This window comes from Pseudomonas sp. FP1740 (assembly GCF_030687165.1).
Taxonomy (GTDB): Bacteria; Pseudomonadota; Gammaproteobacteria; order Pseudomonadales; family Pseudomonadaceae; genus Aquipseudomonas.
Window position 1 is genome coordinate 3,374,025 of the sequence record NZ_CP117461.1, and the last position, 26,939, is coordinate 3,400,963.

17 protein-coding genes and 2 pseudogenes are annotated in these 26,939 nt (G+C 56.5%); 8 read left to right on the forward strand and 11 right to left on the reverse strand.

All coding sequences use genetic code 11. From position 1 onward, the window contains the following. Positions 1–54 precede the first annotated feature (54 nt). The 3 genes from PSH69_RS15205 to wrbA all read right to left on the reverse strand — a co-directional run bounded on the left by PSH69_RS15205 (position 55) and on the right by wrbA (position 6,941). A complete protein-coding gene (locus tag PSH69_RS15205; protein WP_305408919.1) occupies positions 55–705 on the reverse strand; it encodes an MliC family protein in 651 nt (216 codons plus the stop codon). A 297-nt stretch (positions 706–1,002) separates the two neighbouring features. Next, complete coding sequence (locus tag PSH69_RS15210; protein ID WP_305408920.1) at positions 1,003–5,817, reverse strand: glycosyl hydrolase family 28-related protein; 4,815 nt, start codon at positions 5,815–5,817, stop codon at positions 1,003–1,005. A gap of 521 nt (positions 5,818–6,338) precedes the next feature. Beyond that, on the reverse strand, positions 6,339–6,941 hold the full coding sequence (gene wrbA, locus PSH69_RS15215) for an NAD(P)H:quinone oxidoreductase (protein ID WP_007938311.1): 603 nt from the start codon (positions 6,939–6,941) through the stop codon (positions 6,339–6,341). Positions 6,942–7,398: 457 nt separating this feature from the next. On the opposite strand from wrbA, the gene PSH69_RS15220 reads away from it, so the two are divergent. From PSH69_RS15220 to PSH69_RS15250, 7 genes and pseudogenes are all read left to right on the forward strand, one after another. Further along, positions 7,399–8,667, forward strand: coding sequence for a cystathionine gamma-synthase family protein (locus PSH69_RS15220; protein ID WP_305408921.1), 1,269 nt, complete (start codon positions 7,399–7,401; stop codon positions 8,665–8,667). A gap of 137 nt (positions 8,668–8,804) precedes the next feature. Then, on the forward strand, positions 8,805–10,241 hold the full coding sequence (locus PSH69_RS15225; RefSeq protein ID WP_305408922.1) for an amino acid permease: 1,437 nt from the start codon (positions 8,805–8,807) through the stop codon (positions 10,239–10,241). 51 nt (positions 10,242–10,292) lie between these two features. Then, positions 10,293–11,183, forward strand: a pseudogene (locus tag PSH69_RS15230) (LysR substrate-binding domain-containing protein). A gap of 18 nt (positions 11,184–11,201) precedes the next feature. Then, complete coding sequence (thrC, locus tag PSH69_RS15235; RefSeq protein WP_305408923.1) at positions 11,202–12,590, forward strand: threonine synthase; 1,389 nt, start codon at positions 11,202–11,204, stop codon at positions 12,588–12,590. After that, positions 12,587–13,024 carry an Lrp/AsnC family transcriptional regulator gene (locus PSH69_RS15240; RefSeq protein ID WP_018925939.1) on the forward strand — a complete coding sequence of 146 codons (438 nt, stop codon included), beginning with the start codon at positions 12,587–12,589 and terminating at the stop codon, positions 13,022–13,024. Before thrC ends, PSH69_RS15240 begins: the two co-directional genes overlap by 4 nt. Positions 13,025–13,141: 117 nt before the next feature. Further along, complete coding sequence (locus tag PSH69_RS15245) at positions 13,142–14,182, forward strand: homoserine dehydrogenase (RefSeq protein WP_305408925.1); 1,041 nt, start codon at positions 13,142–13,144, stop codon at positions 14,180–14,182. Positions 14,183–14,194: 12 nt separating this feature from the next. Beyond that, positions 14,195–15,613 carry an aldehyde dehydrogenase family protein gene (locus PSH69_RS15250; RefSeq protein WP_305408926.1) on the forward strand — a complete coding sequence of 473 codons (1,419 nt, stop codon included), beginning with the start codon at positions 14,195–14,197 and terminating at the stop codon, positions 15,611–15,613. A gap of 76 nt (positions 15,614–15,689) precedes the next feature. Here the strand turns inward: PSH69_RS15250 and PSH69_RS15255 are convergent, their stop codons facing one another. Next, complete coding sequence (locus tag PSH69_RS15255) at positions 15,690–16,556, reverse strand: patatin-like phospholipase family protein (RefSeq protein WP_305408927.1); 867 nt, start codon at positions 16,554–16,556, stop codon at positions 15,690–15,692. 115 nt (positions 16,557–16,671) lie between these two features. Between PSH69_RS15255 and PSH69_RS15260 the strand changes: the two are divergent. Beyond that, a pseudogene (locus PSH69_RS15260) lies at positions 16,672–17,236 on the forward strand (aminoacyl--tRNA ligase-related protein); the annotation flags it as partial. Between the two features lie 414 nt (positions 17,237–17,650). On the opposite strand, the gene PSH69_RS15265 reads toward PSH69_RS15260, so the two are convergent. The 7 genes from PSH69_RS15265 to PSH69_RS15295 form a co-directional block, all read right to left on the reverse strand. Then, complete coding sequence (locus PSH69_RS15265) at positions 17,651–18,949, reverse strand: MFS transporter (protein WP_305412835.1); 1,299 nt, start codon at positions 18,947–18,949, stop codon at positions 17,651–17,653. A gap of 47 nt (positions 18,950–18,996) precedes the next feature. After that, a complete protein-coding gene (gene tcuB, locus PSH69_RS15270) occupies positions 18,997–20,154 on the reverse strand; it encodes a tricarballylate utilization 4Fe-4S protein TcuB (RefSeq protein ID WP_305408928.1) in 1,158 nt (385 codons plus the stop codon). Next, complete coding sequence (gene tcuA / locus PSH69_RS15275; RefSeq protein ID WP_305408929.1) at positions 20,141–21,592, reverse strand: FAD-dependent tricarballylate dehydrogenase TcuA; 1,452 nt, start codon at positions 21,590–21,592, stop codon at positions 20,141–20,143. The genes tcuB and tcuA overlap by 14 nt, the downstream gene beginning before the upstream one ends. 173 nt (positions 21,593–21,765) lie before the next feature. Beyond that, positions 21,766–22,701, reverse strand: coding sequence for a LysR substrate-binding domain-containing protein (locus tag PSH69_RS15280; RefSeq protein WP_096374285.1), 936 nt, complete (start codon positions 22,699–22,701; stop codon positions 21,766–21,768). Positions 22,702–23,173: 472 nt separating this feature from the next. Continuing rightward, positions 23,174–23,662, reverse strand: a complete 489-nt coding sequence (locus PSH69_RS15285; protein ID WP_305408930.1) for a hypothetical protein — start codon at positions 23,660–23,662, stop codon at positions 23,174–23,176. A 935-nt stretch (positions 23,663–24,597) separates the two neighbouring features. Continuing rightward, the gene (locus PSH69_RS15290) at positions 24,598–25,929 is read right to left on the reverse strand and encodes an MFS transporter (protein ID WP_305408931.1); all 1,332 of its coding nucleotides are present in this window, start codon (positions 25,927–25,929) and stop codon (positions 24,598–24,600) included. Positions 25,930–26,086: 157 nt separating this feature from the next. Next, entirely contained in the window at positions 26,087–26,932 is an 846-nt protein-coding gene (locus PSH69_RS15295) for an amidohydrolase (protein ID WP_305408932.1), read from the reverse strand. Positions 26,933–26,939 lie beyond the last annotated feature (7 nt).

Below are 26,939 nucleotides of genomic sequence, written 5' to 3' on the forward strand. Positions count from 1 at the left end.
TTTGCGTGCAGGTTTTGGGGCAGGGAGTAGGGCGCCGGACTTGCGCCAGCGACATCAACCGACCGGCTCAGCCTTGCAACTCATTGACCCTGAGCCTGGCTTCTGGAATAGCACCACGTCGCCGTCTTGCCAGAAACTGTAATTCCCCTGGGAGTCCTTGCCTGTGTATCGGGTTCCCGAATCACTCGGCTCCTGGTTCAGGACGATCGAGGTGTTCGCCCATTTCAGGTACACGACACCAGGCTGCGTGGTAAAGAAGGTGGCGGCAACCAGCGGGTTAAGCCCTGTACAACGAAAAGCCACAGGGCCTTCGGTGAGCCTGTATGGGTCCTTGGTTCTCACAATGGCCGAGCCTTGGCGCAGCTGGTGCGCCCGCTCGGCATAACTGCGGATCGTGCACGCCTTAGGCGTAGGCTCGGAGGCGCACTGATTGCGGGCATCGATCCAGAACTGTTGGTCCATCGCAACCTTGTCTGGACGCGGCACCGAATGTTCATCCGTGAGCGCCAGGCGATAAAGACGCGTCAGTTCGATATCCATCTGCGCCAGCTGCGGATCGCGACAGATCAGCTTTTCGACGGACGCCTTTGCCTCGGCACAGTCGAAGCTGGTCTTGAAGGTTGGTGCAGCATTAACACAAGTGCTCGCCGCCACGCATACGCTGGCAGCGAGTAGACAGCTGAAAAGGGCCGTGACCGTTTTCATGTTGGCTTCACCCAGATCATTACGTGATGCCCGGATTGCCGTGGGATTTATCGATGCGTTGAATAGTTATTCGTTCGCATTGGTGTATCGCAGTGTAAGTCAGTGCTCAGAACTTGCCATACCGCTCGGCGGTGGTTGGGTTGCAGGAGGGGCTCGCCGAGAAGCGCGATCTCTTGGTTTCAAGTAGCGCCCGTGGCGAGGGAGCAAGCTCCCTCGCCACAAAATTCGTCTATACCCCCGACATTGTCTGTGTTGTTTTTAATCTTTCGAGCACTGCAAATCCCCCCTCGGCTTGACTCAGGCTGTGAAATCGCTGGCGTGCAACTCCGTGACGCCCACCAGTGTGATTTCGAACTCGGGGGCGGCGTCGGCATCGACACTGCCGTAGAGAATGCCATCGGCAAAGCGCAGTTGGCCGGTGGCGTCGGCAGGGTCGAAGGCGTTGGCGCCGATGAAGGTGAAGGCGTCGATAGCAGTGGTCAGCGGGTTGGCGTCCAGGCCGGTGAAGTCCAGATGATCGCCTTCAGTGCTCTTGAAACCGTTGATCACATCGCGTAAAGCGCCGGCGCCCATGTCCGACAGCGCATCAAACACGTAGGTATCCGCGCCAGTGCCTCCGGTGAGGTTGTCGGTGCCGGCACCGCCGATCAGCCGGTCATCGCCCGAACCGCCCACCAACGTATCGTTGCCCGCACCACCGTTCAGAACGTTCGCGCCGCTGTTGCCCGACAGCGTGTCGGCGTAGGCGCTTCCCGTGAGGTTTTCGAAGAGCTTCACGGTGTCGAGCCCGGAACCCACAGTGTTTTGTTGCACTGACGTCGAGAGGCTGACGGTAACGCCAGACGCGGCGCGTTCATAAGACACCGTGTCATTGCCTTCGCGCCCGTCCAGCACGTTGTTGCCGGCTCCGGCGAACAGCGTGTTGTCCAGCGCGTTGCCCGTGCCATTGGCGGCGCCAGGGCTATCGATATACAGACGCTCGACGTTGTTGCCGAGGGTATAGGCCGCCAGGCTGCTGTGCACGCTGTCGATCCCTCCGGACGCCGCATTGCTGTTGGTCTCGATCACGGCGTCGTCAGCGTTGTCGACATAGTAGGTGTCGTTGCCATCGCCACCGCTCATGCTGTCGCCCCCTGCGGCACCATCGAGCACATTATTGCCGGCATTGCCGGTGATGAAGTTGTGCTGCTCATTGCCGGTGCCGTTGATGCTCGACACGCCGGTGAGCACCAGGTTCTCGAGATTGGCGCCCAGGGTCCAACTGACCGAGGCCTGTACCGTATCGATCTGCGAGGTCGAGGTGTTGCTTTCCACCACGCGGTCGAGCACGTTGTTGACCACATAAATGTCGTTGCCATCGCCACCGGTCATGGTGTCGGCGCCCAGGCCGCCATCCAGCGTGTCGTTACCCGAGCTGCCCACCAGGGTATCCGCCTGGTCGGTACCGGAAATCATCGTCCGGTTGTTGGCGAAAATGTCCTGCACGCTGTTGTTGTCGTTAGGGTTGCCCTGGAAGCCAAGGTCATTGGCAATGTAGTCGGCCAGGCGCTGGCCGACGATTTCCGCCGATTCCTCGTGCAGGTGCCAGACGTCGTCGGGATACGTCAGCGCATCGACTTCGTGGCGCAAGGGGAGATCGGTGTAGTCCACCGCCAGCTTGACGTCGGCGCGCTCGGTGGCGATGGCTTCCTGGGCGGCGCGGACATAACCAACCCCTTCGACGACGGCGGCAATCTTGTCTTCCGAATAACCACGGGCACGCGCCGCGTCCTGTTCGTAGTGACCGGTTTCCATCATGTACACGTTGAAGTTGCCGAGCTGGGCATGCAGGTAATCAAACACCTTAAGGGTCGCAGCCTTGTAGGCCGCCGCTGCCGCTGCTTTGTCCGTGGCGCGGGCGATCTCCTGGGCGGCTTCCTCGCCCTGGCCCCAAATGATGCCCATGGTGACGTTATTGATCGATTGCAGTTCGCTGCGCTGGTCGCTCAGCAGCGTCACGGCGCGCAACAGCGCAGCCCCGGGTTGGTTGGTGTCGGTCAGCCACCAGCACAATTTGAGTTCTTCGGCGCTGAGCGTCGACAGGCCGGTGACCGTGCTGCCGCCCACCGCGATGTCGATGCCGTTGCCATCGGCATCGGTGAACTGACTGCGCACGTCATAGGGGGTGTAGCGGTCCAGGTCGTTGACCAGCATCGAGGTGCCGGACTGATTGTCGTCCTCCGTCATGCGCAGCAGGCGCGCATTGGATTGGCCGAGGGTGGGCAGGTAGAGGATGTCCTGTTGGGCGCGCGTGCCGAACACGAAGTCGCTGGCGGTCAGGGTGTTGAGGTAGTTGCCACTGAGGGCGATTTCAAAGCGATTGCCATCGGCATCCGCTTCGGCGGACTTGATGTAGGTCTTGTCGCCGGCCGCATTGAGGGTCACGTACAACGTGCCATTACTGCCATCACCAAGGCCAACAAAGCCCAGGCCCGACACATCGATCTTGTCGACGCCCGCAGTGAAGTCATAAATCGTGTCGGTGGCGGTGACACCGCCGGTGTCGTAGTCGCGGTAGCTGTCGAGCAGGTTGGTGTAGCGGAAGGTGTCGGCGCCGTCGCCGCCATACAGCGAATCGCGTCCGCCGCCGCCGTCGACGATGTCGGCGCCAGTGCCGGCCTTGATCGTGTCGTTGCCACCGAGGCCGAGGATCAGGTCTGCACCCGCCGTGCCGTTGAGGGTTTCGGCATTGTTGGTGCCGGTGACAGTGTTGGCCACTCCCAGGGCGAAGCTATCGCTGGCCGATGCACCGGCCGGGTCTGTGGCCTTGACCAGCACGTCGTAATTGCCGGACGCGGTGCTGGTCGGCGTGCCGGTGAAGGTCAGGTTGGTGGCATTGAAGCTCAGCCACGCGGGCAGGGCGCTGCCATCGGCCAGGGTGGCGGTGTAGCTGAGGCTGTCATTATCCGCATCGGTGAAGCTGGTGGCTGGCACCACGTAGGTGAACGGGGCGTTTTCGGTGGCGTTCTGATCCAGCAGCGGGGCGGCCAGAACCGGCGCGTGGTTGGTCGGTGACGACGTGGCGAAGACGAAGTTGGCGCTGGTCAGCTTGTCGAGGTAGTTACCGTTCAGTGCCACTTCGAAGCGGTTGCCATCGGCGTCGGCGGTCAGGGACTTGATGTAAGTCTTGGTGCCGGTACTGTTGAGCGCCACGTACACGGTGTTGTTCTTGCCATCCCCCAGGCCGGTGAAGCCCATGGCCGAGAGGTCGATCTTGTCGGCGGTGATATCAAAATCGGTGATCAGGTCGGCAAGGTTGGCACCACCGGTGTTGTAATTGCGATAACTGTCCAGGCGATTGGAAAACACAAAGGTGTCTGCTCCGGCGCCACCGGTGAGGGTGTCCATACCGGCACCGCCATCGAGTTTGTCGTCACCCGCACCGCCACTGAGGCTGTCGTTACCCGCCAGGCCGAGCAGGGTGTCGGCCGAATCACTGCCCAGCAGCGAGTCGTTGCCGCTGGTGCCGGTGAGCACACGATTGAAGATGAAATTGCTGGCGGTCAGAGTGCTGGCGAGGTTGCCCGAGAGTATCAATTCGAAGCGATTGCCACTGGCGTCGGCATCGTAGTCCTTGATGTAGGTGCGGTTAGTGCTGGCGCTGTAGCTGACTTGCAGGGTACTGCCATGGCCATTGCCCAGGCCGGTGAAACCGAGGCCTGCGAGGTCGATCTTGTCCTGGGTGACATCGAAGTCGGTGATGGTGTCATCGAAGCTTGCGGTTGCGTTGCGGTAGCTGTCGGACTGAGTGGTGAAACGGAACGTATCGGCGCCGGTACCTCCGGTGAGTTTGTCGATGCCTGCACCGCCTACCAGAATGTCGTCACCGGCCCCGCCATTGATGGTGTCGTTGCCGGCATCGCCATAGAAAATCTCGCTGCCGGCGCTGCCCAGCAGGGTGTCATTGCCAGCCGTGCCTTGCACGGTGATCATCGGGACCGTGTCGCTGACGTAACTGCCGTCGCCATAGACCAGCGTCGCACCGTTGCTGGTGTGGCTGATGGTGTTGCCGATGATGGCGTTGCGATCAGTGCCGTCTTCATTGCGTTCCGCAACGCCGTAGGTCGACAGGTTGCTGCCGGTGATGATGTTGCTCTGGATGATGTTATCGCTGCCGTTGTAGTACTTGCCGGACACCCCCAGGGTGTCGTTGTAGGACTGGATGATGATCTCCGGTACGGGGTTGCCCAGGGAATTGCTGTGGAGCGTGTTGTCGATAAGCTCGACGTGGTTGCTGCCGTAGATTCGGACCCCGGCGCTGGTGTTGTCGTGAATGTCGACGCCGCTGACCGTCACCTCGCTGGACATTTTGATCAGCACCCCTTCGGCGCCGTTGCCATACACCTCGCCACCGGTGATGGTGATGTTGCTGGGGGAGGGGATGTTCTCGCTGCCGCGCTGCACCACGATGCCATTGCCGCCGTTGTTGTAGGCAATGTTATTGGTGAGCGTGAAGTCGTGGGTGCTGGTCACGACGTTGAAACCGTGCCGGTCGTTGTCGTAGGCGACGTTGTTTTCGAAGGTGCTGTTGCTCAGGAAGTCAGCTACGAAACCGTCCAGGCCGTTGCCGTGGGACACGCTGTTCTTGATGACCATGTTGATGGTCTGCTCGTGGGGGTCGAAACCGTACCCGGAGCAGTCCTTGATCTCGACGCTGTCGAGGGTGACGTTGGAGTCGTAGCCTGCTTGCCCGGGAATGTAGCCGTTGAACCAACCGTCGATCTTGCCCGTAGTGTTGTCACGGTTGCCGTCGATGGTGAGGTTGCTGACGCCGAAGTCGTGGGTTTCCTCGCCATAGGCGGAGCGGATGACTCCGGTGATCTTGGTGTCGGAGCCGTCAGCCACCTTGATGGTGGTTGCGCCCATGCCGTCGCCGTACAGATAGACGTTGCTCTTGAGCATCAGGCAACCGTCGGAAGGTTCCACACCTCCCGAAACGATGTAAGTTCCGGTCGGCATATACACCTGCCCCCCGCCTGCGGCGGCCGCCGCATCAATTGCACTTTGTATCGCCGCTGTGTCGTCAGTGATGCCATCTCCTTTGGCGCCAAAATTTTGTGCATTGAAAATCATGAGCTTATCTCCGTATCCGGCCAAAACCTCGGAAGATGCCAATATTCCATCGACAACCACCGTGTTTTGACCCAGCGGAGTGCAAAAGTTATGACCGCATATCGGGGATGTGTCAAAAAACCGGACTAACTGATCGGCGGTTCGAGGGGTGTATCAAAAAAGTAACAGTTTGTTGACGCTCACTCCGGTAGCGAGCGATGGCTCTGTGGGGGCGGGTTTTCATCATTGAGGTGTATTACGAGATGCTATCGATAGCCCGCAGGTGCGCTGCAGCAATGTTGTATGCGCGATGCTTGAGCTGGAGGTGTATGAGCGGTATGGGTAATGAGGAGCGACCTCACTGGAACGTCGCTCCTCTGAATCCAAAAACGCTTACGTCGTCTTCAATGACTCCCGACGCGAAGGCTTTCTCTAGAATCGCCAAGCCACCAGCGATTATCAGCGGCGCGGTGGTGAAGTCCGCCCCGGCGTTATACAGGCTAGCTCCTGTCCTGCAACACGCGCCCATTCAGGTGCTTGCGTTAACCCGCGATCTTTATTGCAAGCTCAGCGACGTGTTTACCCTGGAAACGCGCAATATCCAGTTCATTCTGTGACGGTTGCCGTTTACCGTCAGCGCCTGCCAGTGTGGTCGCGCCATAGGGCGTACCGCCGGTGATCTCGCTCATGTTGGTCAGCCCTGCGCAGGTGTAAGGCACACCCACGATGACCATCCCTTGATGCAGGAGTGTGCTGTGAAACGACGTAATCGTGGTTTCCTGGCCACCGTGCTGGGTGCCGGTCGACGCAAAGACACTGCCGATTTTCCCGACCAGCGCGCCGCTCATCCACAGTCCGCCGGTCTGGTCGAGAAACGTGCGCATCTGTCCCGCCATATTGCCGAAGCGCGTCGGTGTACCAAAGATGATTGCATCGTAATTGCCCAGCTCGTCAGGTGTCGCCACCGGTGCCTTCTGGTCAAGTTTGACGCCGATGGCTGCTGCCTGTTCGGCCGGGATGGTTTCAGCGACACGCTTGAGCGTCACGTCTGCGCCGGGTACGGATCGTGCGCCTTCGGCCACTGCTCCAGCCATCGTTTCGAGGTGACCGTACATTGAGTAATAGAGAACCAGTACCTTCGCCATGATTTTTCTCCTGGATTAAGCGCCATTCGATGGATTAGGAAGATCTTGGGTTACACCACTGCCAACGAACTGCAGCGGCAGGTGCAGCACTCGGTCACGAACAAAACGGCGGCTCACACCCACCCGACTGCAGGGACTTTGACGGCATGCGGATTAACACTAGCAGCTCCGTATGCTGCCTGCCGGGCAGTCAGGGAAGCTATTCGATTGATGGCAGATGGCAGCACGTGTAGCGGGGAAGGGCGCGCAGCTAAGAGGGCATCTGTTATAGGTAATTCACTTCACTCAATGTTTCATGGGCATGTGAATGGATGGTCAGGGCACCCGGTACCCAGCCATTAAAAAAAGTACCCCTTACTCCCGGATATCATGATTTTTCACAAGCATGAGCTTTCCATATAGTCCTCCCAAGCCCACTTGGAACACGGCTGTGTTTCCCTTGATGCGAGAGAACTTTATGGAAAATAAGAAACGCGCCGTCCAGGCTTCAGAGATTGGGATGGGGACTCGAGTCGTATGGGGAGGAGAGCAGGTTCAACATCCCTACAATGCGACGCAGACACCCATCGTGGTCAGTGCTGCCTATGGCTATGACGATATCGATAAGTGGTATGACGTGGCATTGGGAAAGGAGCCCGGCTTCATTTACAGCCGGATGAGCAATCCCACTGTCTGCATCTTGGAAGATAAACTCTGTGAGCTCGAAAACGCAGAGTCGGCTGTCGCTTTCAGTACCGGAATGGCTGCGATTAGCGGTGTACTACACACCTTCCTGTCCTATGGGCAGCGTGTGATATCTACGCGTGACAGCTACGGCGGTACGAACAAGATTTTCGAGGAGTTTCTTCCACGCATGGGTGTGGAGGTAACCCTTTGCGATACGCTCGACACTATGGCGCTTGAGCAGGAAATCGCTAAAGGCTGCAGCGTCCTGTACCTGGAAACACCCACGAACCCAACGCTGAAAATCGTTGATATTCGGCGCCTTGTGGCAGCGGCCAAGCGAGTGGGCGCTTTGGTTGTTGCGGACAATACATTCGCGACGCCTCTGAATCAGAATCCGCTCGCTTTAGGCGTTGATGTGGTTGTGCACAGCGCGACCAAATTCCTGTCCGGTCATGGTGATGTCCTCGGTGGTGTGGTCTGCGGCGCCGAGCATTTGATGTCTCAAGTTCGCCATTACCGCGAAATCAATGGTGCCTCGCTGGATCCTTTTTCGGCGTATCTAATCATCCGAGGCATCAAGACTCTGGCTCTGCGTGTTCGCCAGCAACAGGCGAGCGCGAAACTTTTGGCCGAGTACCTCTGTACCGAACCGCTGGTTGAGTCGGTGAACTATCCGGGGCTGCCTCAACATCCAGGTCATGACATCGCTCGTTCGCAAATGAACGGATTCGGAGCCATCGTCAGCTTCGTGCTGAAAGGAGGCATGGACACAGTGACTCGTTTGCTACCGCTGCTCAGGTATGCGCATCGGGCGGGTAATTTGGGCGCTGTCGAGACCATCTATGGGCCGGCTCGGACGACCAGTCACGTGGAAAATACCTTGGAAGAGCGTCAGGCACTGGGAATCTCCGAAGGTTTGGTTCGAGTGTCCGTAGGCATTGAAGATTCAGCAGATTTATTGGCTGACCTAAAACAAGCTTTCGCTTTAGTGCGAGGTAAACATGGTGATGCGAGCTTTAACGCTGATAGTGCCCAACGTTTCATTGAGGTAGAAACCTGAATACGGGCAGGACGCTCGAGATTCATCTTAAGCCCTTCATGAAGAATGAAAATAATAAAATCCAGCGACAACTAAATTGTACTGCCCAACCGCCAGTTACAAGGACGCTTGTCCGCACATTTCATGAGAATAAAACTATGTCCACGCATATTAAAGATCATCAGTCCGACCCAAACTCGCGTTTCAAAAAGGAAATGCAAACACGCCACATCGTTATGTTGGCACTGGGCGGTGTGATCGGTACGGGGTTATTCCTTACCTCCGGTTACACGGTTAATCAGGCAGGGCCACTCGGTGCAGTGATTGCTTACATCATCGGTGCAGTGATGGTGTATTTAGTCATGGTCTGTCTCGGTGAGTTGGCTGTACAGATGCCAGAAACCGGATCTTTCAGTAGTTACGCAACGCGATACCTGGGCCCAGGCACAGGCTATACAGTGGCCTGGCTTTACTGGCTCACTTGGGCAGTAGCTATCGGTTCAGAGTTCACAGCTGCGGGCATACTGATGGTTCGGTGGTTTCCTGATACACCCGTCTGGATTTGGAGCGCGCTATTTGCCATCGCAGTGTTCTCAAGCAATGTTGTCTCCGTTCGGTTGTTTGCGGAGACTGAGTTTTGGCTTTCGCTGATTAAGGTTTTGACCGTTATCACATTCATTGTGATCGGCGGAGCGGCAATTTTCGGTCTTTTTAAAGTACAGAGTTTGCAGGGTGCGGGACTTTCCAACTTCACACGTGAGGGGCTTTTTCCCACCGGGTTTCTACCCATTGCAATGACCCTCCTGGCTGTTTCCTTCGCATTTTCCGGAACTGAGCTGATCGGGATTGCGGCAGGTGAGGCGCAAGACCCACAAACTAGCGTGCCCAAGGCAATTCGCACGACAGTGGTACGTTTGGCGCTGTTCTTCGTGGGGACCATTTTCGTCCTTGCGACGTTACTGCCACGAGAGCAAGCGGGGCTCGTAGAAAGTCCGTTCGTCATGGTGTTTGAGCTGATTGGCATCCCATACTCTGCCGACATTATGAACTTCGTCATTCTTACGGCACTGATTTCCGCCGCTAATTCGGGGCTGTATGCAGCATCGCGCATGCTGTGGACATTGAGCGATCAAGGACATATGCCTAAGCGCTACGCCAGGCTCTCCAGTCGTGGCACACCGGTGAACGCCATCGTTCTTAGTATGGCGGGCGCAGTGGCTTCTCTGCTCAGCAGTGTGTTTGCCCCTGATACGGTTTACTTGGCCTTGGTGTCCATTTCCGGTCTGGCGGTCGTAGTCGTGTGGATGAGCATTGCTGCCAGCCAGATCGCGTTCCGTCGCCAATACGTTGCTAATGGCGGACGAGTTGAAGACCTGCATTTCCGTGTACGCGGCTATCCATGGGTGCCTATCGGTGCACTGTTGTGTTGTCTGCTGGCCTGTGTGGGTATCGCTTTTGATCCTGAGCAGCGAGTGGCGCTTTACTTCGGTCTCCCCTTTATCGCGTGGTGTTATTTCGTCTACTGGGTCACTCGAAACAAGAGAGCAGAGCGGTTGGCTTTAGCCGCCGCTGTTCATCCCTCTGGCACTGCGTGAATTTCTCAGGCAATGATTGAGCATAGTTAAAGCCCTGATGAGGTTGCGCCGATGAGTCAAAAGTCACTACCACCCTTGAACTGGTTGAGGGCATTCGAAGTATCGGCGCGTTGTTTGAACTTTACCCACGCGGCGCAAGAGCTCCATTTGACTCAAGGGGCTGTGAGTCAGCAGATCCGTCAGTTAGAAAGTCACCTCGGTGTGGCGCTGTTCAAGCGCTTACCTCGAGGACTTGGATTGACCGAGGAAGGGCAGTCGTACCTGCCTGTCGTACAAGACGCGATCAGTCGCCTTGCAGTCGGCACAAACGAGATTTTCGGCCAGCGCAATCGAAGACATTTGAAGGTGCGTGGCAGCCTTTCCTTTCTTCACTATTGGTTGGCCCCCCGACTCGCAGATTTTTGTCGGGAGTATCCCCAGATTGATATTCGATAGATCAGCAATATTTGGGTGAAAGAACCGGACGGTGAGGATGACCTGGAGATTCGCTGGGGATGCGGTGAGTGGTCGGGCTTGCACGCTCAGCGATTGACTTGGGACATCCTTCAGCCTGTTTGCTCCCCAACGCTCATGGCCAGCTCACCCATACATGAGCCTCGCGATTTGATGAACCATTCACTGCTTCATGTGTTGGGGTACGAAGAAGGTTGGGGTTACTGGTTGAAGCGAGTTGGAGCAGACGACGTCGACTACTCCCGTGGCCTTCAGTTTGACACGCTGATTTCCACGATCCGCATGGCCGAATTGGGGCAGGGCGTTGCGCTGGCACGGTCTTCCGTGGTCGAGGATTTGCTTAAGAGCGGGCAATTGGTTGCGCCATTCAATCACCGAATCGAGGCAAGCGAATCCTTTTATCTGGTGCACGAACAGAACGAAGTGCTATCGCCTGATGCCGCACATTTTTCTACCTGGCTGGTGGCGCAAGCCCATCGCCTTTTGTAAAACTGATTTGGAGTTGCCATGGATTATGTAAGCACTCGCGGCGGCGACATGCGTGCTGATTTTCGCAGTGTGGTTCTGTCGGGGCTCGCCGAAAATGGTGGTCTCTATGTCCCAGCCAGTTTGTCTGTCTTTACCGAGAAACAGATTGCCGGCTGGTCGTGGCTGCCGTTTGATGAGTTGGTTTGGCGAGTGATTTCGCCTTTTGTTGGTTCATCCATAGACGAAAGCACCCTGCGTGCCTTGCTCAGTGACAGCTATCAACAATTCAAGCACCGCGCTATTACGCCGCTTGAGCAAATCGGGCACAACGAGTGGATACTCCAGCTGTTTCATGGCCCGACCGGTTCCTCCAAGGATTTCGCCGCGCAATTGCAGTCGCGCCTGGTTGAGCATTTTCTGGAAGATGTCGGTAAAGAAGCGTTGGTGGTCGGTGCAACTAATGGTGATACCGGCGTCGCGGCGCTTGAAGCCTTTGCTAACTGCCCGGCCGCCCGCATGGCGATACTGTATCCGCGCGACGGGCTTGCACCTGAGCAACTCAGTGCCTTGCAGGCAGCCGACCCGCAGCGGGTTCAGCTGTTTCCGGTTGACGGTAATTTCGATGATTGCCAGACGCTGGTCTCCCGACTCTTGCGCGAGTGGCCGTTGGATGAAGTGTTGCCGATCTGTTTCAACTCGACCAATTGGATCGGCGTCCTGGCCCAGATCGTTTTTTACTTCCACGCAGCCTTGCAACTGGGCGGTGGCTCGCGTCCCGTTGGCTTTAGCGTTCCAGCTGCCAGCTCGGCCGAAATCTACGCTGGTTACATTGCGCAGAAAATGGGATTGCCGATCAATCAGGTGATCATTTCCACCAACAGCAATGATGCCCTGCACCAGTTTTTTCATTGCAATCGCTACTCCACCCGGATGACTAATCGAACAGTGTCGCCGGCGATGGACTTCTCGTTGTTTTCCAACCTGGAGCGGTTTATCTGGGAGATTTACGAGCACGATGGCTGCTCAACAAAAACACTGATGGAGCATTTTGAAAGTTGCGGAGAAATGAGCATCGGCAACCAGCAATGGCTACGTGCTCGAGTACTCTTCGATTCCTATGCCGTACACGAATCCCAAGTGCGCGATGAAGTAGTCGAACTGTTCCGAGAGACAGGCTCGGCCATCGATCCTCACACCGCCGTCGGTGTACTAGCCGGCAGGCTTCATCGACGCAGCCTGGGCGCGCCGATGGTCACCTTCGGGCAAATTGCGCCGGCCAAGTCAGCGGCGCTGTTGGCCGAACTGGGCGTCTGGCAAGCAAGCGTTCCGAGCACTGTCGAGGTGCGCGCGCAACCACCGTACCTGGCCAAGGGCGATCTTGACGGTCTGTGCCAGGCTCTTCGTCTGGCGCAGCAGAGGTCTGCATGAAGCGCATTCTAGATCCGTTGGACGAACGCATACTGGCCGAACTTACCGCCAATGCGCGAATAGCCCATATCGAACTGGGTGCCAAGATCAACTTGTCACGCAATGCAGTGCGCCAACGCATCGAGCGCCTTGAGCGCGACGGTGCGATCCAGGGCTATACGGTACTTCTCGGCGAGTCCCGGCGGCCTACGTCGCTTATCAGCGCGGTGATCTTTGTCTACCGCTACGACCGCATGCGTGGCGAAGAAGTACTGACTGCGCTGCGCTCCATTCCCGAAGTCGTGCAATGTGAAGTACTCAGTGGTGAGTTCGATTTAATGCTGCGTGTGAATGCCGCCACACCTGAACGCGTCCATCTCGTGTGGAAGGAAATCGCGGCCATGCCGGGGGTGGAAAACACCGTGACATCGTTCGTCCTTTCTGCGGTGTTTTGACAACATTGTGCTTGGGCAAAACGCCCAACTAATACAGCACTCTGCCATATTCAACTGCCAAAGCCCGGCTCTTAGGATGTTCCTAACGAACAACATCAATATAGGAACAGAGCGCTTATGACTGAGTACAAAATTGCCTTGGTAGGGTTTGGTGGCGTGAACCGTGGCTTCGCCCAATTGGTCGCCGATCGTAATGCCGAGTGGAAAGAGGCCCTCGGCTTCACCATTAAAATTGTCGGCGTCACCGATCTGTTTCTCGGCTCAATCGTTGCCAAAGACGGTCTGGATGCAAAGCAGTTGGTGGCGCTGCCGGTTGAGAAGGGCGCATTCGCTCAACTGCCCGGCGGCAATGCTGAGGCCTTCAACGAAACCGTGATCAAGCATTCCGGTGCAGACATCATCGCTGAGGCCACTTTTACCAATCCGGTGGATGGCGAGCCCGCCACTACCTTTTGCCGCTGGGCCTTGGAAAGCGGCATTCATGTAGTGACCACCAATAAGGGGCCTATTGCGCTGCACGGTGCCGAGCTCAAGGCGTTGGCCCGTCGCAACCAGGTCGCCTTCGAATACGAGGGGGCGGTGATGAGTGGCACCCCCGTGATTCGTCTGGCCAGGCAGGCCTTGGCGGGTGCCAACGTGCAAGGCTTCGAAGGCATCCTGAACGGCACTTCCAACTACGTGCTCACCCGGATGAAAGACGGGCTGGCATTCAACGATGCCGTCGTACAAGCGCAACAACTCGGCTACGCCGAGGCAGATCCAACCGCCGATGTGGAAGGGTTTGACGTACGCCTCAAGGTAGTGATCCTGGCCAACGAACTGCTCAACGCACGACTGAATGTCAGCGATGTCGCGTGCTCGGGTATCAGCAATATCAGCGCACAAGATATTGCCCAGGCAAGTGCCAATGGCGCGAGCTGGAAACTGATTGGCTCAGCCGATCGTGAAGCAGATGGCTCGGTTCGAGCGAGTGTGGAAGCTCGGTTACTGTCGAACTCACATTCTCTTGCCGGAATCAACGGCGCTACGAATGCAGTGTCATTCAATACCGAACTGCTGGGAGCTGTCACAGTGTCCGGGCCTGGGGCAGGGCGCATCGAAACAGCCTTCGCATTGCTGTCGGACATCGTCGCCATCCACACCGCCCACGGCAAATAACAGGAGATAGTCATGAGCGTATCCAGCATGGCCAGTATCCAGCTTGTTGAAGCCAAACAGATTGATGTGTTCAGTCCATTCGACGGTCGCCTGGTGGGCAGTGTCCCTTGCCTCGATGCCGCCGCAGTTCCTGGCTTGCTGGAACGCGCGCGAATCGGCGTGCGCGAGAGTGCGGCAATGCCTCGTCACCTTCGTGCACGCATCCTTGAGGAGGCGGCCCGGCGTGTAGAGCTTGAGGCTGAAGCGTTTGCCAAACTCATTGTTGCAGAGGCGGGGAAGACGCTGCGACAAGCAGAGAAGGAGGTGAAGCGTTGTGTCAACACGCTGAAGCTATCGGCAGAAGAGGCTCGTCGTAATGCCGGGGAAGTGATTCCATTTGAGGCATATGAAGGCTCCGAATCGCGCCAGGGCTGGTTCACTCGAGAACCGTTGGGGCTTATCGTCGCGATCACTCCCTACAACGATCCGCTGAACCTGGTCGCCCATAAACTCGGCCCGGCCATCGCCGGTGGTAATGCGGTGATCCTGAAGCCCTCAGAACTCGCACCGTTGTCTGCTCTCAAGCTGGTTGAGTGCCTGGTGGAAGCGGGTCTGCCTCCGTCTGTGGTAACCCCGGCGACCGGTGGCGTCGATCTGGGTAAAGCATTGGTGGAGGTTCGTGAAGTTCGGATGATTTCCTTTACGGGCGGTTTTGCCACGGGTGAGGCCATTGCTCGTAGTGCAGGGTTGAAGAAGCTAGCGATGGATCTGGGAGGAAATGCCCCGGTTCTCGTGCTTGAAGATTGCGATATCGAACCGACTGTTGAGTCCTGCGTGTCTGGTGCGTTTTGGGCAGCAGGGCAAAATTGCATCGGCACTCAACGCATCCTTGTACATAGTTCAATTTATGAGGACTTCCGTGAGCGTTTTGTCAGCCAAACGCGCGCCTTGGTAGTGGGTGATCCTGACCAGCGAGCAACGGATGTGGGCCCGATGATTACGGAACAGGCGGCCCGTCGTACCGAGCAATTGGTAAATGAAGCACTGGCCGAGGGGGCCGTTCTTCTGTGTGGGCACCATCGCGAAGTGGGAAGCTATGCGCCGACCGTGCTGGAGCGTGTAAGCCATAACAGTCGGATCTGGCAGCAGGAAGTCTTCGCGCCGGTTGTCATCCTGGAGCCTTTTGACCACCTGGATGATGCTGTTGCTCTGGCCAACGCTCCGGAGTACAGCTTGCATGCGGGACTCTTCACACGTGATCTTTCCAAGGCCTTGAAATTGGCGCGACAAATTCAAGCCGGTGGCGTGATGATCAATGACTCTTCCGATTATCGTTTTGATGCCATGCCTTTCGGTGGCTTCAAGTACGGAAGTCTGGGGCGAGAAGGTGTCCGGTTTGCCTATGAGGACATGACGCAGCCCAAAGTGGTCTGCATCAATGAAATGGGTTGAGCCATCAAAGTAGCTAATTACCGTCGACCGTTACATCGGGTGAAGTTGCTCGTCCAGTGACACCCGATGTTTTTTCTCAATGCTCATGGGCATGTGAATGGATGGTCAGGGCCCCCGGTACCTTGGTGCGTTCGAGCCCCCCATGTTCCAGCCACCGGAGGGTCTGCTCATAGGCACGCTGCAGCAAAGACTCGGTCTGGTCGAAGTTGAACACCGAGACATCCACAGGACACAAGGGCGGGACGATGTGCAGGCTGGTGAGCGTGCGGAAGTGTTCGATGTCGCTCACCAGTTGGCGCATGCTCATCAGATTGACGGTGTGCAAGGCCAAGGCGACCAGGCCTCGGGGCGGTTGTGTCAGGGCGCAACTGACCCCGGTGGGGATGACCACGACGTTGGTGGCTCCCAAGGCTACGGCAGTCGAAATAGGTGTATTGCTTGCCACGCCGCCGTCAACCAGGAACCGATCGGCGATTTGTACGCAGGGGAACACCAGTGGGATGGCAGCGCTGGCCAGTAACGCCTGCTCAAGTTCACCACTGGACAAAACCGTCTCGGCACCACTGAGCAGGTCGGTGGTGACGATGTGCAGGGGCAGCGCCGCATCCTCAATGCGATGAATGGGCAGTGCCTGACCCAGCAATCGGTGCAAGGCCGCCGGCTGCAACAGAAAACCACGCCGTTTGAGCAGTCCTCTACAGGTGTCGAGCCAGGAGAGGGGAAAGATGTCCGTTTTACTCAGCCCACGCCAGAACCCAGCGAGCGCCTCGACGCCATCGGAATCGGGCCTTGCGGAAAAGTAGGCACCGTTGATAGCGCCTACCGAAGCGCCAACCACCATGTCGAATCGAACATCGGCCTCGACCAAGGCCCGCAACATCCCCACCTGCACCGCACCCAAGCTGCCGCCGCCAGCGAATACGATTGCGGTTTTGGTCGCCATGGTCGAAGTCTCGGCGTGGAAATGTATCGAATGAGTGTAGCTGGTGGGGTGGTGTTACTTTGGGCGGCTCGCCATATGCTCGAGCCGTCGTAAGCTTGTAGTTCCGGACGATGCCGAATCCCACGGGATCAAGGACTTTGAGGCCGCAGCCAAGCTGTCTGGCGCTCGCTTTTCCGTTTTGCACGGCCCGATGGCGCGCCTGCACCGCGCACTGGCGCAATCGAGGAATGATCCGACAGCATCAGTTCGACAAGGTCGAGATGGTTCAGGTGGTTGAGCCTGCGAAGTCCATGGAGGCTTTGGAAGACATGACAGCTTGTGCCGAGCGTGTGTTGCAGGCGCTCGAATTGCCATACCGTGTTTTGGTTCTGTGCACCGGCGATATGGGGTTTAGCGCCGTCAAAACCTTCGACTTGGAAGTCTGGGTGCCAAGCCAGGGCAAATACCGTGAGATCAGCTCTTGCTCCAACTGCGGTGACTTCCAGGCCCGTCGCATGCAAGCGCGCTGGCGCAACCCAGAAACCGGCAAGCCGGAGCTTGTGCACACCCTCAATGGCTCTGGGCTGGCGGTGGGGCGTACCTTGGTCGCGGTACTGGAAAACTACCAGGAGGCCGACGGATCCATCCGTGTGCCGGAGGTGCTCAAACCCTACATGGGCGGTGTCGATATCATTCGTTAAAGGCCGTATAGAGCTCTTGGGCTAGCACAGTGGTTCAGGCAGCAGAACGTCTTTGTATGGAAATTTCGGAAGGTAAACCGGGCCTATTCACATCCATCCGCGCAGGCTGACATCGATGGAATTGAGGTGGTGCGGTCACTATTGTCGAAGCTACTGGTAACATCACTAGACTCTGAGTGCACGCATGCCGCAACGGTGCCTCCATAACAAGTGCTGGCACAGACGTTGGCCAGCGTATGGCTACCAACCGAATCAATCGCGCCTGCCCAGCGTTTTATCAGGACGATGGGGGCAGGGTGTTGGACAGGACAGGTGCGTGGCAGGCCTGCATTGATACGAAAAGCGAGTCAATGCAGGCAAGGTAGAGCGATTTATTCAGTTAAAAACCAGAGCTCCAACGAAACCTCTCGTTGATCAAGCGTTGACTGTCACTGCCTTTTGCCGGCGATACAAGATCGTCGTCGCTGTGAAACCACACAAAGCGGCAAACATCAGCCAGTAGGCAGGCGACGCCTTGTCACCGGTTGCCTGCACTAGGATTGTGGATACGGCCGGTGTGAAACCGCCAAAAAAAGCGGTCGCCAAACTGAATGCTAGAGAAAATCCCACGACTCGTACGTTCTGAGGCATCACCTCAGTCAAAGCCGCAACCATCGCGCCGTTGTAAATGCCAAAGAAGAAAGAAAAGTACAACAGCACGGCGAGAAGGCGTTCAAAGCTTGCCGCCGCGGCCAGCCAATGCATGGCGGGATAAGCGGTGAACAGGCACAGTAAGGAAATCGCCAGCAACAAGGGGCGACGGCCGATGCGGTCGGAGAGTGCGCCGCCGATGGGCAACCAAATGAAGTTGCTCAGGCCGACGAAGAGCGTGACCACCAGACTGTCGGTGGTGCTCAGGTTCAGGACAGTCCTTCCGAAGGTGGGGGTGTAGACGGTAATCAGATAGAAAGTGGTGGTGGTCATTGAAGCCAGCAAGCCACCCGCCAGCACTGTTCGCCAGTTGTCTCGCATCGAGCGAAACACTTCATTGGCACTTGGGTGGTGCGCGCGTGCTTTGAACGCATCGGTTTCCTGTAGCGAGCGACGAATGATGAAGATGAACGGGATAATCAGGCAACCAATGAAGAATGGGATACGCCAGCCCCAGGCTGCAACGTCGGCTGCCTCCATGGACGCGTTAATCGTATAGCCCAACGCAGCCGCAAGAATGATCGCCACTTGTTGGCTGGCCGACTGCCAACTGGTATAGAAACCCCGGCGTCCGGGCGTGGCGATTTCAGCCAGGTACACGGAAACACCACCCATTTCCGCACCTGCGGAGAATCCCTGCAACAGTCGCCCGAGCAACACCAATATCGGCGCTGCGATGCCTATGCTGGCGTAGCCCGGAACCAAGGCGATCAAGACCGTGCCCGCGGCCATGATCGACAGCGTCACGATCAATCCCTTGCGCCGCCCTACCTTGTCGATGTACGCCCCCAGCACGATAGCGCCCAGCGGCCGCATCAGAAATCCTGAGCCAAATACGGCGAAGGTCATCATCAGCGAGGCGAACTCACTGGTGGTAGGAAAGAACGTCTGGGAGATGTAGGTCGCGTAAAACCCGAACAGAAAGAAGTCGAACTGTTCGAGAAAATTGCCGCTAGTGACCCGCAGGATGGCGCCCAGTTTCGACCCCTTGGATCGGGTGTCTTGAGTTGTTGTTTTCATCATGGCTACCGTGGTGATCAATATTGTTTTTGGAATGAATGGATCGCCGATCAGTCGCTACCTGCGTTGATCGGGTTGGGTTGGCGTTTTTCGATGGAGTACTTGAGCAGCGCGGCGCTGCGGAAGATGCCATGGGCGAATTTGCTGTAGGGCATTGTCAGGAAAAACGCCATGACCAGGCCGAGATGGATTGCCAGCAACAGGCCCAAGGCTGCGGTTTCACGGAACGCCAGGAGTGCCAGGCCGCTGGCGCTGACCAGGAACAGCAGTGCGATAAAGCCGCGATCCATGGGTTTCTGGTTTTCGTCGCCGTGTTCGGGGTTGCGACGCAGGTTCAACCACAACAGACCCGCAGGGCCGACCAGCAACCCGAGCCCACCGCTGATGCCCAGCATCACCGGCAAGCTCAAGACGGGGTAGGGCGCCGACCAGTCCAGAAGGAAATGGTAGAGCGTGGCGACCCCAGTGGCTGCGAAGCACAGCATGAAGCCGTAGAAGGTGAAGTGGTGGAAGCGCCGCCGCCACTGGGTGAACTGATCATCGGCGTTATTGCAGCCCTCGCCATGGCCACCGTCCAGAAATTTGAGCCGGGCGACGTTGGCCGTGGCCTCCAGTGCAGCGGCTGTCTTTTCCTGCTGGGGCGCATCCGCCGGTGAAACGTTGCGCCAGAAACGCCGCACTCCAATCGTTAACGCAAGTACCGAGAAACCGAAAACCGCACCGAACATCAGTGCCAGGGTGTTATGCGGGAAGATCCCGTAGAAATTCCCCCCCGGCATTGCGGTAAACAGATTGCCCATCACCATCAACGTGAGGCAGAGGAACAGTGCCAACCCCGCACCGGATGCCAGCGCCAGAGCCAACCCGTTGCGCCGGTATAACTTGCCCATCACCTGTGGCCAGGCGTACTCGGCATAAGTGTCGAGGCGGACTTTGGCCATGGCCTTGGGCACATTGATTTCGAATTCGTGAGGGGCAGCGTACTGACAGGCATGCAGGCATGCGCCGCAGTTATGGCAAAGGTTCGCCAAGTAATGGATATCCGCCTGAGAAAACTCCAGACGCCTTGTCATGGCCGGGAATACAGCGCAGAAGCCCTCGCAGTAACGGCAGGCATTGCAAACGGTCATTTGTCGCTGAACTTCGCTTTCATCAAGGTTGAGTACGGGAATCAAATTACCCGGTGCCTGGGGATCAAACAGCTGCATGTTGGGGCTCCGTGGAGGAAGGGGTCAGGAAGCCGGCCGCAGCCGCGGCTTGCACACCAGCGATGCGACCGAATGCGGTACCAATGGCCATGCCGATGCCGGCGGTATAGCCCTTGCCCAATACGTTGCCCGCCATCATTTCTCCTGCGACAAACAGGTTGGGGCTAGCCTTGCCGTTGAAGTGAACGGCGGCGGTATCGTCGGTAGCCAGCCCCAGATAGGTGAAGGTCACGCCTGGCTTAAGTGGGTAGGCACAGAAGGGGGGCTTTACCAATGGGCGGGCCCAATGGGTTTTGGCGGGTGTCAAACCTTCGGTGTGGCAATTGTCCAGCGCGGTGTGGTCGAACGTGCCGACGCAGCAGGCTGCGTTATATTCCTCGATGGTTTTGACAAATTGCGTCACGGGAAGCTTCAATTGGCGGGCCAGGTCTTGCAGAGAGTTGGCTTTAGTGCCCGGAAACACCGGAGGCATGAAACGGCCGAGGGCTTGTTGGTCGATGATTGAGTAGGCCTGTTGACCGGGTTGACCCGCCACCAGGCGGCCCCAGATCGCATAGCGCTTGGGCCAGAAATCCTCGCCTTCGTCATAAAAGCGTTCGCCGTCGCGATTGACCACCACGCCCAGCGATACGCAATCGATACGGGTACAGATACCACCGTCATACAGGGGCGCACGGGCGTCGATGGCCACCATGTGCGCTTGGGTTGGGTCACCGATAAAATCGGCGCCCAGGCTCTGCATGCGCCGAAGCAGTACACCAGTATTGAAGCGTGTCCCGCGAATCAGAAAATTGTCTGACGGCCATTCTCCGCGATCGTTTTGACCCCAAGCCTCACGGAGCCACTCGCGGTTCGACTCGAAACCGCCAGCCGCCAGAACGCATGTCTTGGCCTGGATCCGCTCGGCGGGCAAACGCTGACCATTGACCTCACGTTCACCGATGTGGGCTGCGACGAATGCTCCGTCCTTCAACTCGATGTCGGTGACTTGAGCGTTGTAGCGGATCTTTACGCCCAGCCGCTCGGCGCTGCGGAAGTACGCGTTAACCAACGCTTTGCCGCCGCCCATGAAAAACGCATTGGTGCGCGCAACATGTAGGGCACCAGACAACGACGGCTGAAAATGCACACCATGGGAGCGCATCCAGTCACGGCAGTTCGACGAGGCGCGGATGACAATACGTGCAAGCTTTTCGTTAGTAATCCCACCGGTGACTTTCAGCAGATCCTGCCAATATTCTTCTTCGGGATAGGCATCGACCAACACATCTTGCGGTGCGTCGTGCATACATCGCAGGTTTCGGGTGTGTTGCGAGTTGCCACCACGCCAGATTTTCGGTGCGCCCTCCAGCAGCATCACGCTAGCGCCAGCCTCTCGCGCCATCAACGCTGCACACAAGGCGGCATTGCCGCCGCCAATTACTAATACGTCGATCATCATCACTCCTCAATCGCAAGGAGGCATGAACGAAGTGCTCCTCGCGAGAGGGGAGAAGGTAGAGCTGTCAGCTTATTGTCGAAAGGCGCGAAATGAGTGGGGGTGTTTAGTTTTCGTAAAGGCTTTGGTGCGGACACCCCAGTATTGGAAACCGGGAAGAGGGTGCGCCGGGATCATGACGCGACGTCCTCAATCCACGACGCTCCCGGCCATTGCTGATCAACGACCAACTGTCGAGCGACATCGGTGATAACCAGTCGCGCCGCCAGAGCAGCGGGAGACAGCTCATCATCAGGCAGTGTCGCCAGCAGGTTTCGTCGACCTACGTGAGCATCGGAAATTTCCACCACTGAAAGTCCCGACTCACCTTTGAGCGCTGCTGCCGCACCGGGCTGGATGGTGGCAGCATGACCTGCGCGTACGGCGTTCATCAATACGGCAAGACCATCCACTTCCATGATGATGTTGGGAGCCAATCCCGAACGTTCAAACGCAACCATCAGCGTAGAACGCAAACCGTGTTGCGCACTCGGCATTACCAGTGGAAGTTGCCCCAGATCCGCCAGTTGCACGCTGGTTCCTTGTGGTGCGTGGGGCAGGTGCGGTGAGCTGATGACAAATAGTTTTTCGTCGAGCAGCGGTGTCACGCTCCAGCGCTTACCACCTTCGAGTTGAAACAGAATGGCCAGGTCGATCTGGCGAGCATTGAGTTGCGTGGCCAAATGCCCGGATAGCATTTCGACCAGGTGCAATTGGATATCCGGGTAGCGCTCTCGCATCGCGTTGATCAATGGCAGGGCAAGAACAGTGGCAGTCGTGGGCGCCATTCCGACGGTGACGTACCCACTCATTCGCCCACGGTGAGCGGCCATGATCGCATTTTCGGCTTGCCGCAAACACAGCTGGGCATGGTGCAGGAACGCCATACCGGAGCTGGTAGGTGTGACGCCAGTAGTGGTGCGATTAAGGAGGCGGGTTGACAGCTCACTTTCAAGTTTCGCGATCTGTTGGCTAAGGGCTGATACGCCGACGTCCAGTTCAAGAGCTGCGCGTCCCAAGCTGCCGTGTTCGAGGATTTTTACGAAATATCGCAGTTGTCTTAATTCCAAACGTCGTCGCTCCACGTCAAATTGTTGTTGGAATGCCTATCGATTACCGCGGCGACCACCAAACCGCAAGACAATATAGGAGAGGGCCTGAAAATGATTTTGAGATTCGTTGTTGTTCCTACAATCCAAACAGAAACAGGATCAATGCGTAACGGAGCGCGCTCTACTGCCAGACTGCACCGAAAGGTTTCAACATCTATGGTAGCGAAGAGAAACTACGTCTGAAGACTACCTATGAGTCTCGAGAAGGCGCCGAGACTGAATGTCGACGACTTAACTTTGATCGCCTTCAAATCATACTTTCTGAGCGCGAATCCATAACTGCGCTGTAGGTATGAGCAGTCCTGCAAATCATCCGGCGCTTGGCGTTCCGAAATGAGTGGATCAAAGGATCTGGAGTTGCGTATCTGTCAGGCTGCGGTAACGAGCGTGGTCGGGACGAACATTGATGATATGGCTTTCAAAGCGTCGTTCAATGACGTCGGCGACATCTGCAAATACAACCTCGATGTTCGCCCGGGTGGTTGAGTTTTGACTCGCGCGGGATGTAGCGGGTGACACACCAGGACAGGTACTGCTTTAACAGCCGCAGGTACTGGTCACGGGTGCGCGGATCGATCTGAAGAAAAGGTACCGTTGCAGCTGTGTCGATTTGGGCGACCAGGTCGTCGGCTTGACGGCCGCTTTGGAGCCAGATGGCGTAACCGTCCAGTAAAGCCAGAATCGACTCGAAGTGACAGGCCAAGATGGCGCCATCAATATTGAGGTCACGGCTTTTGGCATAGGTGTAGAAAGCCTGGATCGCGCGCAGGTGCGCCGCAGCTGTGTTGTAAGCGCGGTGCCTGAGCTTGAGTTGGACGTAGATGAACGGAATGAGTATGGGCAACGGCGCTGCGTGACCAGCTTGCACGAGCAGCGACACACGCTGACCTGAAGAGAAACGGCACTGAATCAGTTTCATCGGCAGCCACCTCATGAATGACTCACCATGAACACGAAGGGCATGGCCCATTGAGAGAGTGGGCGTCAGAAGCAGATTTGTCGAATCAGTGGCTTAGGCAGCTCATGAACATCTACGACATGATCCAACATTTAACATAATATACATTACACGTAACATTGTGTTTCAAGATTAGCCCAACACACGCTGCCGCGATTAGAGCTGTCGAGATTTTTTAAATATGCGAATAAACAGCTATATACGAAACGGCAGTAAAATCAGGCTCTTATCGAGCCCCTACGCCCCAGTCTTGCTCTGGAAAATATTATTTAAACATGCCCGTCAGTCTTCATACGTCATCGTGTGAATCGAGCCTTTGTCTCTCATTGACGGATTTGCTTTCAGATCACCTGTCCGGCAGTCAATTGATTTCTCCAATCTCTAGCGCTGTCCTTGCAGCGTTCGTCGTGCCTGATCGTTCTGCGAGAACGACGAATATAGGAATGTCACCAATCACGACGCTGTGTGAAATCTGCAGCTTTCTGCATGGTGTTGGTGCACGAATTTCAAGGACAGCCATATGATCAACGCCCAAGCGACGCCGTCGAAAATTAGGCTCTCAGCAATCCCTGCGCCCAGCATTGCTCTGAAAAACTATTTAAGTATGAATCAGTCGCCAAATTTAGGCGCCTTTTCCGGCAAGCGGAACTGCTCGCTCCGACTGGTTGAGCATTCCTGGATTGGAAGATCGCCTGGAAGCATGACTTCATTTAATGCTCTGTTACCGGTTAAAACGATGTCGTACCAAGCAATCTTCGGTATGGCCTGGGAGTCCAACATTGCGCGGTTCTGCGCGGCACCCAGAAAGACACCATCGCCTTTCGTTTGGCTTCCGGGGCAATTTACGTGCTCATTGAGGAGGCCCGCCAATTCCAAGCCTCCTCAGCAGGAATGAGTTAACTGCTGACCGTAGCGATTTGCTTCGCACGACGGTTCTGTTTGCCAATTAGAAACACCAACAGTGAACCGATCGCGGTCAATGCACAGAGCGGCATCAGTGCGATAGGAAAACTCCCGGTCTGATCATGCAGTACCCCGATCACTGAACTCATGGCACCCGTACCCAAGTGGGCAAAGGTATTGATCGCTGCAATCCCGGTGGCCAAAGTCGCCGGCGGCAGGGATTCGGAACAAAGTGCCCAGAACGGCCCCTTGATCGCATAGTTGCCCATCAATACGAGCGTCAGCAGTATCAGCGTGATGGTCAGGGAGTCCGTGAACAGCGTAGCCGCGAAGCTCACTGCAGTAATGGCCAGCGGTATAGCAGTGCTCTTGATCCGCTCCCCGCTCTTGTCCGCACGCAGTCCCCAGAAAATCATGAAAGCGGCGGCCATGCCGAACGGAATCATGTTCAGCAGACCCGTTTGCATGTTGGACAGATGGAAGGACTTCAGGATCTGCGGCATCCACAGCGACAGCGTATTGCTGGTTGCCGAACTGCCCATGTAGATAATCGAAAGTACCCATACATATTTGTTAGTAAACACGGCTTTGAGGGTGCCGCTTATGCTATGAGCGTGTTGAGGAATACGACTTTCCCGCGCGGCCTTATCGCTGATCAGTTGCTCGCTCAGCCAATCCTGTTCCTGCTGAGTCAACCATTTCGCTTCGCTTGGTCGATTTGGCAATACCTTCAGCGCGAGCAATCCCAGAGTGATGGCGGGAATTGCTTCAAGCATAAGCAACCACTGCCATCCCTTGAGGCCTGCCAGGCCGTCCATTTGCAACAGCAGTGCCGACACAGGTGAGCCGAGAAAGTTGGAAAGTGGTATCGCCACCATGAACAGCGCAACTATTCGAGCCATGTATGCTTTGGGGATGCACTGCGTGAGGTAAAGAATGACGCCGGGAAAGAAACCGGCTTCGGCTGCACCCAAGAGAAAGCGGGAAATCGAATAGGATATCGGCCCGACCGCAAATGCCGAACAGAACCCGACGATCCCCCAAGTGATCATGATACGCGCGATCCACCGCCGGGCACCGAAACGCTCCATGGCCATGTTGCTGGGCATTTCGCAAAGTACATAAGCAACGAAAAACAGCGTGGCGCCGAATCCGAACGCACTGGCCGTCAGGCCGATGTCCTGGTTCATTGTCAGGGCAGCGAAGCCTATATTGACTCGGTCGATGTAGGCGATGAAATAACAGAGTACAAGAAAGGGAATCAGGCGAAACCCCAACTTGCGCATCGTCGAACTTTCAATTTCATCATTGGATGGCTTGTTCATGGAAACAACTCTCTTGTAATTGGAATAGGCTGACCCAGTGCAGAACTTCTCGATGCGGCACGAGAGGTTTGACTGCAACGTCACACTTCAAGCTTTCTGTATGTTTTCGTTATAAATGGGTGAGATGAATGGTTATCTGCTAATGCACGCGTAAGTTTCAGCTTTCGCCTTTCGCAAAACCGAATAGCCTTCGAGGTGCTTGCACCAGCAACGAATAACTAAGCTGCGTCGAACACGCCAGGGCTTGCAGCTGATCGATTACTGTGCCGAAGCCGATGCTTTGCTCATGCTGCGTGTGCGGCCAGTCGCTGCCCCATACAAGCTGGCGAAGGCCGAAACTTTGTTCCAGCAGCGGTAATGCCATTCGAGCGAAATTGATGTTCTGTTGCGGCGTACCTCCCAAACGATAGATTCCCGATACCTTCATCCAGATCGAACCTTTCGATCCCAACTCCAGTAACTCGCAAAAGCCGGGCTGATCGACGCCCGAATTGGCATCCGGCCGACCAAAGTGATCAATCACCAACTTCAAACCGAACGGCGTCAATTGATGGATCAGTCCCGGCAGATCCTTTACCTCCCGATGCAACTCGACATGCCAGTCAAGATCAGCAATGTGGCTGAAAAACTCTCTCCAGGCACTGTTACGAAAATCAGGTAACGCCTTACCCATCAGGTTCAAGCGAACGCCGACCACGCCCAGGTGATCCATCTCATCCAACATCGCGCGACTGACGCCTGGCTCCAGCACGACCACGCCTCGCAACTGCTCCGGCGCTTGCCTCAACGCCGCCAGCAGGTAGCTATTGTCGGTACCGAGAAAGCTCGGCTGCACCAATACGCCATGACTCAAACCATGGTTACCCAGGTGGTTCAGATACTCGGCAAGCGTGGCATCGTAGTCAGGGGCGTAGCGCCGTGTAGCGGCCAGGCTTAGTCCCCGACTAAAGACATGAGCATGGGAATCGATGCCAGTGATCGATGTTGAACAGGTATCAGACATAGGTTTC

Excerpts from the sequence above, each read along its gene's own strand:
- PSH69_RS15205 (WP_305408919.1), bottom strand. The coding sequence starts at position 705 with ATGAAAACGGTCACGGCCCTTTTCAGCTGTCTACTCGCTGCCAGCGTA.
- PSH69_RS15210 (WP_305408920.1), bottom strand. The coding sequence starts at position 5,817 with ATGATTTTCAATGCACAAAATTTTGGCGCCAAAGGAGATGGCATCACT.
- wrbA (WP_007938311.1), bottom strand. The coding sequence starts at position 6,941 with ATGGCGAAGGTACTGGTTCTCTATTACTCAATGTACGGTCACCTCGAA.
- PSH69_RS15220 (WP_305408921.1), top strand. The coding sequence starts at position 7,399 with ATGGAAAATAAGAAACGCGCCGTCCAGGCTTCAGAGATTGGGATGGGG.
- PSH69_RS15225 (WP_305408922.1), top strand. The coding sequence starts at position 8,805 with ATGTCCACGCATATTAAAGATCATCAGTCCGACCCAAACTCGCGTTTC.
- thrC (WP_305408923.1), top strand. The coding sequence starts at position 11,202 with ATGGATTATGTAAGCACTCGCGGCGGCGACATGCGTGCTGATTTTCGC.
- PSH69_RS15240 (WP_018925939.1), top strand. The coding sequence starts at position 12,587 with ATGAAGCGCATTCTAGATCCGTTGGACGAACGCATACTGGCCGAACTT.
- PSH69_RS15245 (WP_305408925.1), top strand. The coding sequence starts at position 13,142 with ATGACTGAGTACAAAATTGCCTTGGTAGGGTTTGGTGGCGTGAACCGT.
- PSH69_RS15250 (WP_305408926.1), top strand. The coding sequence starts at position 14,195 with ATGAGCGTATCCAGCATGGCCAGTATCCAGCTTGTTGAAGCCAAACAG.
- PSH69_RS15255 (WP_305408927.1), bottom strand. The coding sequence starts at position 16,556 with ATGGCGACCAAAACCGCAATCGTATTCGCTGGCGGCGGCAGCTTGGGT.
- PSH69_RS15265 (WP_305412835.1), bottom strand. The coding sequence starts at position 18,949 with ATGATGAAAACAACAACTCAAGACACCCGATCCAAGGGGTCGAAACTG.
- tcuB (WP_305408928.1), bottom strand. The coding sequence starts at position 20,154 with ATGCAGCTGTTTGATCCCCAGGCACCGGGTAATTTGATTCCCGTACTC.
- tcuA (WP_305408929.1), bottom strand. The coding sequence starts at position 21,592 with ATGATCGACGTATTAGTAATTGGCGGCGGCAATGCCGCCTTGTGTGCA.
- PSH69_RS15285 (WP_305408930.1), bottom strand. The coding sequence starts at position 23,662 with ATGAAACTGATTCAGTGCCGTTTCTCTTCAGGTCAGCGTGTGTCGCTG.
- PSH69_RS15290 (WP_305408931.1), bottom strand. The coding sequence starts at position 25,929 with ATGAACAAGCCATCCAATGATGAAATTGAAAGTTCGACGATGCGCAAG.
- PSH69_RS15295 (WP_305408932.1), bottom strand. The coding sequence starts at position 26,932 with ATGTCTGATACCTGTTCAACATCGATCACTGGCATCGATTCCCATGCT.